Here is a 10,494-nt window from a genome sequence, read left to right on the forward strand (position 1 = left end):
TTATTACAGTGAAGCAACGTATTTTGCAAGCAGAATTAAGCCCAATTGCCCTGCGCTGAGGTTTTCTAACACTGGACATTTTCTGCAAAACCGTATTGACTATTTCCATGAAAGCCTGCACTCGGGTGATGGTTGTGTTTGGTAACCCCATTATCCGGGTAGCAGGCTTTCTTTAAAACTGTCCGAACTATTGAATTTCAGGCCATGACGCTTGTATTGTGAGCTGATGGTATGCAACGCCTTGTTGTACGCAAAACGCACAGCACCGAACTGGCGGTTTAAAAATTCCGCCTGCTCAGGTATGGGATAAATGCGTACTTTTGTGGCCTTTAACATTTCAGTGCTCATTGATATACTTCTTTCATTATAAACCGTCAAGGTCATATTTCAAGTGAGTGAACATCATAAAGAATTGCTATCAGATTACCTTCGAAAACGCCACAGCGTCACCAAGCTGGTTGTCCATCTGGTCTTTACCACCAAGTACCGGCGAAAACTGTTCGCCTGAATAGAACCGCTGCGCGGTTCCCGCTTATATCCCCGCCCGATTGGGCGAGGGTTTACGCGGATTTTGCTAAAGTATGAACGCAGACAGGGTCTGATGATTTGCCTAAGGGGAGTCCGGCAAGCATAATAGCGCGCGTAATCAGCTGCCTTGGCATCTGACCGATAACCGGCAATCAAAAAATCTGAGAGGCACAGCCTGTGACTGACACCAAACTGGATTCCTATTTTGAAGACTGGCAGGAGCGTGAAACCATTGCGGAGGCAATGATTCCGCTGATCGGACGCTTGTACCGCAAGTACAATGTGGTGACTTCCATTTTTGGTCGCGCCCTGGTTAACCGTTCCGTGATCCGCATTCTGAAAGATCACCGTTTTGTACGTCAGGTGGAAGGTGAAGAGCTGGATGTGCGTGACACCCATCTGCTGCTGGAAACCCTGCTGAAGCTCAAGCCCGGCCCAGCGCATGTGGATATCGGCAAGCTGGCAGCACAGTTCCGCAAGCAGGGCGGTGGTGACATGGAAGCCTTTTTACAGGCTGAAATGGCATCGGTGCTGGGCAAGCACAAAGAAGCTGACCTGGGCGGTGATCCTCAGGATGTGGTGTTGTATGGCTTTGGCCGTATCGGTCGTCTGGTGGCGCGTATCCTGGTCGAAAAGGCCGGTGGTGGCAGCCTGCTGCGCCTGCGTGCCGTAGTGGTGCGTGGTGGCAAGAATGGTGATCTGGAAAAACGTGCCAGCCTGCTGCGTCGTGATTCCGTACATGGTCCTTTTAATGGCACCATCTCCGTGGATGCGGAAAATAAAGCACTGATTGTTAACGGTAACTATGTCCAGTTCATCTATGCCAATTCTCCAGAAGAGGTGGATTACACGACTTACGGCATCAACAATGCACTGGTAGTCGACAACACCGGCATCTGGCGTGATGACAAGGGTCTGAGTCAGCATCTGGCTTGCAAAGGCACTTCACGCGTGCTGCTGACTGCGCCGGGTAAAGGTGACATCAAGAACATTGTGTATGGCATCAACCACGGTGATCTGACCGAAGAAGACAAAATCATCTCTGCGGCCTCCTGCACCACCAACGCGATTGTGCCGATTCTGAAAGCGATGAATGATCAGTTTGGTGTGGTGAGTGGTCACGTTGAAACAGTTCATGCTTACACCAATGACCAGAACCTGATCGACAACTTCCACAAGGGTGATCGTCGTGGCCGTTCTGCACCACTGAACATGGTGCTGACTGAAACCGGCGCTGCCAAGGCCGTTGCCAAGGCGCTGCCAGAGCTGGCCGGTAAGCTGACCGGTAATGCCATTCGTGTACCTACACCGAATGTTTCTATGGCAATTCTGAACCTGACACTGGAAAAAGGCACAGATGTTGAGGCGCTGAACAAGTACCTCAGCTGGTCTGCGCTCTATTCACCCATGCAGAAGCAGATCGACTTTATTGACTCGCCAGAAGTGGTGTCTTCTGACTTTGTCGGCAACCGTCATGCCGGTATCGTGGATGGCAAAGCCACCATAGCGAATGGCAAGCAGGTGGTGCTTTATGTTTGGTATGACAATGAGTTTGGTTACAGCTGTCAGGTGGTGCGGATTCTGCAGGATATTTCCAACGTGAAATTCCCCTACTTCCCAGCAGATCGCGGCTGACCCTCTGGTCATCTTCTCTAGGTCGCGGCATCCCTGATGCTGCGATGCATAAATGGCTGTAAGCTTTTGGCTTGCAGCCATTTTTTTTGTGTTTCAGGTCAAATGATCCATGAGTCGAGTAGCCATTCGGGGATGGGGTCTTTATAATGCCTGCAATTTTAGACTTAACTGCTATGCGGCATATTGACGCGGATAACAAGCTTCCAGCAGATACTTTTGCCGCCAAAGCGGCTCACGATTTTTTTCAGATGTAAAACCTTAGCTGTAAAAAGCTGTGTCTTTTAACTTGGTGATTGGGCGAGACCTATGATTAAAATCAAGCGTGGCCTTGATCTACCCATCGCCGGCGCACCGCAGCAGTCCATTACGGACGGCAAGGCAGTGCGCTCAGTTGCAGTCCTTGGACCAGACTATGTTGGTATGAAACCCACCATGGCGGTTCAGGAAGGTGACGAGGTGAAACTGGGTCAGATCCTATTTACGGATAAAAAAACCGCAGGTGTGCAGTACACGGCACCCGCAGCAGGCAAGGTGGTAGCCATCAACCGTGGCCACCGTCGAGTACTGCAGTCCGTTGTGATCGAAGTGGCAAAACAGGAGCAGGCTGTTGAATTCACTGCGTACAGTGAAGCTCAACTCGACAACCTGACTCGTGAACAAGTACAGCAGCAACTGGTGGATTCCGGCCAGTGGACTGCCCTCAGAACCCGGCCTTTCAGCCGTGTTCCAGCTCTGGATGCCAAACCCAGCTCGGTGTTTGTCACCGCGATGGATACCCATCCTCTGGCTGCTGATCCTGCCGTTGTTATTGCGGCACAGAAAGACGCCTTCCTGGCGGGTCTGAAAGTCGTCAGCAAACTCACCGAAGGCAAAACCTTCATCTGCAAACAGGCAGGCAAGGACATACCTGTCATCTCCGGTGGCTCTTTTGAAGTCGCTGAGTTTGAAGGGGTGCATCCTGCGGGTCTGGTCGGTACGCATATTCATTTCCTTGATCCAGTCAGTGCCAAAAAGCAGGTCTGGTATCTGGGTTATCAGGATGTGATTGCCATCGGTCAGTTATTCCTGACTGGCAAGCTGAACCCGAACCGTGTGATTGCTTTGGGTGGTCCGCTGGTCAAACAGCCGCGTCTGGTGCGTACTCGTGCGGGTGCGGATCTGAATGATCTGCTGGCCGGTGAAGTGAACAGCCCCAACGGTATACAGGTGATTTCCGGTTCCGTATTCGGTGGTCGTGCTGCCGACGGTGCACTGGCTTATCTGGGTCGTTACCACAATCAGGTTTCGGTACTGGAAGACGGCAGCAACCGTCAGTTCCTCGGCTGGTTGTCTCCGGGTCTACCCGGCAGCAATCGTCATTCGGTCATGGGTATCTACCTGTCCAGCTTTTTTGGACTGGGACAGCGTTTTGCGCCGAATACCTCCACCAATGGTTCCGAACGAGCGATGGTGCCGGTGGGCGCTTACGAAACCGTCATGCCGCTGGATATTCTGCCCACGCAACTGCTGCGCTCACTGATTGTTGGTGATGTGGAAGTAGCCATGCAGCTGGGTTGTCTGGAGCTGGATGAAGAAGACCTCGCGCTGTGCACCTATGTGTGCCCAGGTAAGTACGAATACGGTCCGATTCTGCGTGACAACCTGACGCTGATCGAGAAAGAGGGCTGATAATGAAGGCGATACGTAAACTTCTGGATGCCATGGAGCCTCACTTTCATAAAGGTGGTCAATATGAAAAGTGGTATGCGCTTTATGAAGCAGTCGACACTATTTTCTACTCTCCTCCGAGTGTAGCCAAAACCACTGCTTTTGTTCGTGATGGTGTGGATCTAAAACGCATCATGATCACAGTATGGTTCTGTACTTTCCCAGCCATGTTCTTTGGTATGTGGAACGCCGGTTATCACGCCAATCTGGCGATTGACTCAGGCTTCAGTTCACTGGGCGGTCTGCGTGAAAGCTTTGTAGTGTTGCTCGGTGCAGGCAGTTATGACCCGAACAGCATCTGGGACAACCTGATTCACGGGGCAACCTTCTTCATTCCCATCTATGCGGTCACCTTTATTGTGGGCGGCTTCTGGGAAGTGTTGTTTGCCATGCGTCGTGGTCATGAGGTCAACGAAGGTTTCTTCGTCACTTCCGTGCTGTTTGCCCTGATCCTGCCGTCCACCATTCCCCTGTGGCAAGTGGCGCTGGGTATCACCTTTGGTGTGGTGATTGGTAAGGAAATTTTTGGTGGTACCGGCAAGAACTTCCTCAACCCGGCACTGACCGGTCGTGCTTTCCTCTACTTTGCTTATCCGGCAGAAATCTCCGGTGATGCAATCTGGGTGGCTGCTGATGGCTATACCGGTGCCACGGCTCTGTCCGTTGCTTATCAGGATGGCATGGCCACCCTGCAGCAACAGCTGAGCTGGTGGGATGCTTTTGTAGGCATCATGCCAGGTTCGGTGGGTGAAACCTCTACCCTGGCAATTTTTATCGGTGGTGCCATCCTGCTGCTGACCCGCATTGCCTCCTGGCGCATCATGGCGGGCGTTATGCTGGGTATGATGTTCACTGCCACCCTGTTTAACATGGTTGGATCTGAAACCAACGCCATGTTTGCCATGCCCTGGTACTGGCATCTGGTGATTGGCGGTTTTGCCTTTGGTATGGTGTTCATGGCAACAGACCCCGTGTCTGCCTCCATGACCAATCAGGGCAAACTGGTGTTTGGTGCTCTCATCGGCATCATGACCGTACTGATCCGTGTGATTAACCCGGCCTTTCCGGAAGGCATCATGCTGGCAATCCTGTTTGCCAACCTGTTTGCCCCGTTGATTGATAGCCTGGTGATCAAGGCAAACATCAAGCGGAGGGTCTTGCGCAATGTCTAAAAGTAATGACTCCATCAAAAAGACACTGACCGTTGCTTTCCTGCTCTGTCTGGTTTGTGCGGTGATTGTTTCGTCTGCTGCGGTGGCACTCAAGCCTCTGCAACTGGCTAACCAGGAGCTGGATCGCCGCAGCAATATTCTGGTCGCTGCCGGTCTGATCCAGCCGCGTGAAGCCACCCGTGAACGGGTGAACGCTGAATTTGACAAAATTCAGGTCAAGGTTGTTGATCTGCGCACCGGTGAATTCACCAACGAAGTCAGTCCGGCTGAATATGACCAGCTGCGTGCTGCTGCTGAACCAGCGACCTCTGAGCGTCTGGCTGTTGATCCTGCGGGTATTCGCCGCCTGGAGCATTTCGGCTTGGTGTACCTGGTTGGTGATCTGGAAAACCCTGATCGCATCATTATTCCAGTGCGAGGTTCTGGTCTCTGGTCGACCCTGCACGGTTTTCTGGCGCTGGAAGGGGATGGTAATACCATCGCTGGTCTGGGTTTTTATCAGCACGCTGAAACCCCCGGCTTGGGTGGTGAGGTTGATAACCCCAACTGGAAAGCCCAGTGGCCTGGTAAAAAGGTCTATGCTGCAGACTCCATGCAGCCTCAGTTGGGTCTTTCCAAAAATCCAAGTCAGGAGCACGAAGTGGACACACTTTCAGGTGCAACACTGACATCACGTGGTGTTACCAACTTGTTGCAATTCTGGGCTGGTGAGCGTGGCTATGGTGCATTTCTGGCTAAGTTCCGGCAGGGAGGAGTATAAACATGGCAACTGAAACGCCAAAAACAGTACTGCTGAATCCTGTATTCAAAAATAACCCCATTGCTCTGCAGGTTCTGGGTGTGTGTTCCGCTCTGGCGGTGACCACCAGCATGAATGTAGCGCTGGTGATGACATTGGCAGTTATTTTTGTAACAGCTTTCTCCAACTTCTTTGTGTCCTTGATCCGCAATCATATCCCCAGCAGTATCCGGATTATTGTGCAGATGACCATCATTGCTTCACTGGTTATTGTGGTGGATCAAGTGCTCAAAGCCTTTGCTTATGACATCAGTCGTCAGCTGTCGGTGTTTGTGGGTTTGATCATCACCAACTGTATTGTTATGGGTCGTGCTGAAGCCTACGCCATGAAAAACGGCCCCGGCATGAGTTTTGTGGACGGTATCGGTAATGGTCTGGGTTACGGCGTGGTTCTGCTGATTGTTGGTTTCTTCCGCGAACTCTTTGGTGCCGGCAGCCTGTTTGGCGTCCAGATTCTGTCACTGACCAAGGATGGTGGCTGGTATCTGGCCAACGGCCTGATGCTGCTGCCACCTTCTGCCTTCTTTATTATTGGTTTGCTGATCTGGGCGATTCGCTCCTGGTATCCGAACCAGAATGAAGTGCCGGAGTTCAAAATCACTCACAACACCAAATCCGGGGAGGCGATGTAAATCATGTTTGAACATTATCTGTCGCTGTTCATCACCGCTGTGTTCGTGGAAAACATGGCACTGGCCTTTTTCCTGGGCATGTGCACCTTCCTGGCGGTATCCAAGAAAGTGGATGCTGCTTTTGGTCTGGGTGTAGCGGTGGTTGTGGTACTGGCCATTACTGTGCCAGTCAACAACCTGATCTTTAACCTGTTGCTGCGTGAAGGTGCACTCACCTGGACGGGTATTGCCGGTGCAGAAAACATTGACCTGTCGTTCCTGGGACTGCTCAGCTACATCGGCGTAATTGCCGCACTGGTGCAGATTCTGGAAATGTTCCTGGACAAGTATGTACCTGCTCTCTACAACGCGCTGGGTGTGTTCCTGCCACTGATTACCGTGAACTGCGCCATTCTAGGTGCTTCACTGTTCATGGTGGAGCGGGATTACAACTTTGGTGAGTCTGTTGTATATGGTGCCGGTGCCGGTGTTGGCTGGGCGCTGGCCATTGTGGCTCTGGCAGGTATCCGTGAGAAGCTGAAGTACAGCGATGTACCTGCAGGTCTGCAGGGTCTGGGCATCACCTTTATTGTGGTGGGTCTGATGTCTCTGGGCTTTATGTCTTTCTCCGGCGTGCAGCTGTAAGCCGCCGACGAACAGGTTAAGAAAAGGGTATTAACATGGTCGACTCTACCATCATTATGCTCGGTGTCGTCATGTTCACTGTGGTCGTGCTTAGTCTCGTCCTGGTGATCCTGGCAGCTCGCAGCAAGCTCGTCAGTTCAGGTGATGTCACCATTGAAATCAATGGTGAACCTGAACATACAATTACTACCGCAGCGGGTGGCAAACTGCTGAATACTCTGGCAGCCAACGGCATTTTCTTGTCGTCTGCTTGTGGTGGCGGCGGTTCCTGTGCCCAGTGCACCTGTAAGGTGCTGGAAGGTGGCGGCTCAATTCTTCCTACCGAAGAATCTGCTTTCACCATGCGTGAGAAAAAAGAAGGCTGGCGCCTGTCTTGTCAGGTGCCGGTGAAGCAAAACATGAAAATTGAAGTCGATGAAGAAGTATTCGGCGTCAAAAAGTGGGTTTGCACAGTGGTATCCAACCCTAACGTAGCCACCTTCATCAAAGAATTAACACTGAAGTTGCCTGAAGGTGAAAACGTGGAGTTCCGTGCTGGTGGTTATGTGCAGCTGGAGTGCCCGCCGCACGAAGTACACTACAAGGACTTTGATATTCAGGAAGAGTACCGCCCGGACTGGGATAAGTTCAATGTCTGGAAATACGTTTCCAAGTGCACTGAAACCACCATCCGTGCTTACTCGATGGCAAACTATCCGGAAGAAAAAGGTCTGGTGAAGTTCAATATCCGTATTGCTTCTCCGCCTCCTGGCCGTGATGATCTGCCACCCGGTATCATGTCATCCTACGTCTTCAGCCTGAAGCCCGGCGACAAGATCGATGTATATGGTCCGTTTGGTGAGTTCTTTGCCAAGGATACTGATGCCGAGATGGTGTTTGTGGGTGGTGGTGCCGGTATGGCTCCAATGCGCTCGCATATTTTCGACCAGCTCAAGCGTTTGAAGTCCAAACGCAAGATCACCTTCTGGTATGGAGCACGTTCACTGCGTGAAGCCTTCTACGTTGAAGAGTTTGATCAACTGGCTGCAGAGAATGAAAACTTCACCTGGCATCTGGCGCTGTCGGATCCGCTGCCGGAAGATAACTGGACAGGTCCAACAGGTTTCATCCACAACGTACTCTACGAGAACTACCTGAAGAGCCACGTTGCGCCGGAAGACTGTGAGTACTATATGTGTGGGCCGCCCATGATGAACGCAGCGGTCATTAAAATGCTGGAAGACATGGGTGTAGAGCCAGAAAATATCCTGCTGGATGATTTTGGTGGCTGATGCCTGAAACTGACCGTTTCATCTTCAGAAATAGTTAGTGGGATGGGGTTGTCTCTTGACCAGAGGCAACCCTTTTTCCTTTATGGCGTCAAACGGATCTGACTCAAAATCAATGCGGAGAAACATCATGCAAATGTTTTTATTAACCCTGGTGGTACTTGGCAGTATCATCCTGATAATGTCCGTGGGTGTGCTGATGGGACGTAAACCCATTGCCGGATCCTGTGGTGGCATGAGTGCACTGGGTATGGATACCGAATGTGATATTTGTGGCGGTAATCAGGAAATCTGCGAAACAGAACAGCAGAAAAACCGTGCTGCCAAAAGTGGGAAAACTGATCTTGCCTATGATGTTGGCAGTAAAAAGTAACCTGCTTCCAAAGCCTTATTGCCCTGTAGTGACTGTTTGGTCATTATATGAAGCAAATCAAGGGTAAAACGAATAAAAGGGGTAGTGAATGGCCGTTTATAATTATGATGTGATTGTTATAGGTACCGGACCTGCCGGTGAAGGCGCTGCCATGAACGCAGCCAAGCACGGTAAAAAAGTGGCCGTGGTTGAAGACCAACGTTCGGTGGGTGGTAACTGCACCCATAAAGGCACCATTCCTTCCAAGGCATTGCGTCATGCCGTCAAACAAATCATTCAGTTCAACACCAACCGCATGTTCCGCGATATTGGTGAGCCACGCTGGTTTTCTTTTCCCAAGGTACTGGAGCGCTCCAAGCGGGTAATTGAAAAACAGGTATCGCTGCGCACCGGTTTTTATGCCCGTAACCGTGCCGATGTGTTTTTTGGCAAGGCACGCTTTGTTGATCCCCACACCATTGAAGTGCGGGATTTTCATGGTGGCATTGAGTTCCTGAAAGCTCAGAAAATCATTATTGCTTCCGGTTCCAGCCCTTATCGTCCGGCTGACATCAATTTTGATCACCCGCGTATTTATTGCTCCGACTCCATTTTGAGCCTGTCACACACCCCGCGTTCCATCATTATTTATGGTGCCGGTGTCATCGGTTGTGAGTATGCCTCTATTTTCAGCGGGCTGGGTGTTAAGGTGGATCTGATCGACAACCGCGACCGCCTGCTGTCTTTCCTGGATGATGAGATTTCTGATGGCCTCAGTTACCACCTGCGTAACAACGGGGTGCTGATCCGACATAACGAAGAATACGAAAAAGTGGAAGTGGTTGAGCAGGGTGTCACCCTGCACCTGCAAAGCGGCAAAAAACTGAAAGCGGATGCCTTTATGTGGTGTAATGGCCGTACCGGCAACACCGCAGAACTGGCACTGGAAAATATCGGACTGGAAGCTAATTCCCGTGGTCAGCTACAGGTGGATGACCACTACCGTACCGCCATTCCTCACATTTATGCGGCGGGTGATGTGATTGGCTGGCCAAGTTTGGCTTCTGCCTCTTATGACCAAGGGCGTTCCGCTGCTGCAGACTTCCTGGAAGAACCGGATTTCCGTTTTATTGATGACGTACCCACTGGTATTTACACCATTCCAGAAATCAGCTCCATCGGAAAAACCGAGCGTGAACTGACTGAGGCCAAAGTCCCCTACGAAGTGGGTCAGGCTTTTTTCCGTACCTTGGCGCGTGCTCAGATCACCGGTGAACCCGTGGGTATGCTGAAAATTCTGTTCCACCGCGAAACTCTGGAAATTCTGGGCATCCACTGCTTTGGTGACCAGGCCTCCGAGATAGTACACATCGGCCAGGCGGTTATGGCGCAGAAGGGTGAGGGTAATACCCTCAAGTACTTCATCAACACCACCTTTAACTACCCGACCATGGCAGAAGCCTATCGTGTAGCAGCCATCAATGGTCTGAATCGGGTGTTCTGAAGTTACACTGTTTTAAGCAGCATATTAAAAAACCGAAGGTTAACAGCCTTCGGTTTTTTTGTTTGCCCGGCGAAGCCGGCAAACCCGGTCACCTGAAAGAAGGTAGTGTCACCCTGACTGAGGGGAAGACAATCCGAATGGCAAGGGCGTTGCTGGCCAACGGCAGGGTCTGGCTAAGCTTTCCGTTAATTGACATCCTCCCCGCCCTAAAGGGCGGGGATTCCCTCTACAGGACGCTCATGCCCGAGCGCGAGAAGGTTCTTGGCAGCGTTA

The 10,494-nt window shown here is 51.3% G+C and carries 11 protein-coding genes and 1 pseudogene; 11 read left to right on the plus strand and 1 reads right to left on the minus strand.

Features of this window, described 5'->3' with window-relative positions:
• Nucleotides 1-150: 150 nt before the first annotated feature.
• Entirely contained in the window at nt 151-348 is a 198-nt protein-coding gene (locus tag IBX50_RS13580; RefSeq protein WP_292256674.1) for a helix-turn-helix domain-containing protein, read from the minus strand.
• Between the two features lie 43 nt (nt 349-391).
• Between IBX50_RS13580 and IBX50_RS13585 the strand changes: the two are divergent.
• The 11 genes and pseudogenes from IBX50_RS13585 to IBX50_RS13635 all read left to right on the plus strand — a co-directional run.
• Nucleotides 392-502 (plus strand): annotated as a pseudogene (locus IBX50_RS13585) (IS200/IS605 family transposase); the annotation flags it as partial.
• A gap of 203 nt (nt 503-705) precedes the next feature.
• Complete coding sequence (locus IBX50_RS13590) at nt 706-2,163, plus strand: glyceraldehyde-3-phosphate dehydrogenase (RefSeq protein WP_292256676.1); 1,458 nt, start codon at nt 706-708, stop codon at nt 2,161-2,163.
• A gap of 306 nt (nt 2,164-2,469) precedes the next feature.
• Nucleotides 2,470-3,831 (plus strand): Na(+)-translocating NADH-quinone reductase subunit A, encoded by a 1,362-nt coding sequence (locus IBX50_RS13595; RefSeq protein WP_292256677.1) that lies wholly within the window; start codon nt 2,470-2,472, stop codon nt 3,829-3,831.
• Between the two features lie 2 nt (nt 3,832-3,833).
• Nucleotides 3,834-5,042, plus strand: coding sequence for an NADH:ubiquinone reductase (Na(+)-transporting) subunit B (locus IBX50_RS13600; protein ID WP_292256679.1), 1,209 nt, complete (start codon nt 3,834-3,836; stop codon nt 5,040-5,042).
• Entirely contained in the window at nt 5,035-5,802 is a 768-nt protein-coding gene (locus IBX50_RS13605) for a Na(+)-translocating NADH-quinone reductase subunit C (protein WP_292256681.1), read from the plus strand. Before IBX50_RS13600 ends, IBX50_RS13605 begins: the two co-directional genes overlap by 8 nt.
• A gap of 2 nt (nt 5,803-5,804) precedes the next feature.
• Complete coding sequence (locus tag IBX50_RS13610) at nt 5,805-6,473, plus strand: NADH:ubiquinone reductase (Na(+)-transporting) subunit D (RefSeq protein ID WP_292256683.1); 669 nt, start codon at nt 5,805-5,807, stop codon at nt 6,471-6,473.
• A gap of 3 nt (nt 6,474-6,476) precedes the next feature.
• Complete coding sequence (gene nqrE / locus IBX50_RS13615; RefSeq protein ID WP_292256685.1) at nt 6,477-7,097, plus strand: NADH:ubiquinone reductase (Na(+)-transporting) subunit E; 621 nt, start codon at nt 6,477-6,479, stop codon at nt 7,095-7,097.
• 35 nt (nt 7,098-7,132) lie between these two features.
• Nucleotides 7,133-8,368: an NADH:ubiquinone reductase (Na(+)-transporting) subunit F gene (nqrF, locus tag IBX50_RS13620; RefSeq protein WP_292256687.1), complete on the plus strand. Its 1,236-nt coding sequence runs from the start codon at nt 7,133-7,135 to the stop codon at nt 8,366-8,368.
• 127 nt (nt 8,369-8,495) lie between these two features.
• Nucleotides 8,496-8,738 (plus strand): (Na+)-NQR maturation NqrM, encoded by a 243-nt coding sequence (gene nqrM, locus IBX50_RS13625; protein ID WP_292256689.1) that lies wholly within the window; start codon nt 8,496-8,498, stop codon nt 8,736-8,738.
• Between the two features lie 88 nt (nt 8,739-8,826).
• Nucleotides 8,827-10,221 carry a Si-specific NAD(P)(+) transhydrogenase gene (gene sthA / locus IBX50_RS13630; RefSeq protein ID WP_292256690.1) on the plus strand — a complete coding sequence of 465 codons (1,395 nt, stop codon included), beginning with the start codon at nt 8,827-8,829 and terminating at the stop codon, nt 10,219-10,221.
• 62 nt (nt 10,222-10,283) lie between these two features.
• A partial coding sequence (locus IBX50_RS13635; protein ID WP_292256692.1) for a hypothetical protein occupies nt 10,284-10,494 on the plus strand: 211 nt, incomplete at its 3' end.

The organism is Marinospirillum sp., assembly GCF_014859565.1.

Bases quoted from the DNA above. Each gene is read 5' to 3' on its own strand.
- IBX50_RS13600 (WP_292256679.1), top strand. From the start codon at position 3,834: ATGAAGGCGATACGTAAACTTCTGGATGCCATGGAGCCTCACTTTCAT.
- IBX50_RS13605 (WP_292256681.1), top strand. From the start codon at position 5,035: ATGTCTAAAAGTAATGACTCCATCAAAAAGACACTGACCGTTGCTTTC.
- nqrE (WP_292256685.1), top strand. From the start codon at position 6,477: ATGTTTGAACATTATCTGTCGCTGTTCATCACCGCTGTGTTCGTGGAA.
- IBX50_RS13595 (WP_292256677.1), top strand. From the start codon at position 2,470: ATGATTAAAATCAAGCGTGGCCTTGATCTACCCATCGCCGGCGCACCG.
- IBX50_RS13580 (WP_292256674.1), bottom strand. From the start codon at position 348: ATGAGCACTGAAATGTTAAAGGCCACAAAAGTACGCATTTATCCCATA.
- nqrM (WP_292256689.1), top strand. From the start codon at position 8,496: ATGCAAATGTTTTTATTAACCCTGGTGGTACTTGGCAGTATCATCCTG.
- sthA (WP_292256690.1), top strand. From the start codon at position 8,827: ATGGCCGTTTATAATTATGATGTGATTGTTATAGGTACCGGACCTGCC.
- nqrF (WP_292256687.1), top strand. From the start codon at position 7,133: ATGGTCGACTCTACCATCATTATGCTCGGTGTCGTCATGTTCACTGTG.
- IBX50_RS13610 (WP_292256683.1), top strand. From the start codon at position 5,805: ATGGCAACTGAAACGCCAAAAACAGTACTGCTGAATCCTGTATTCAAA.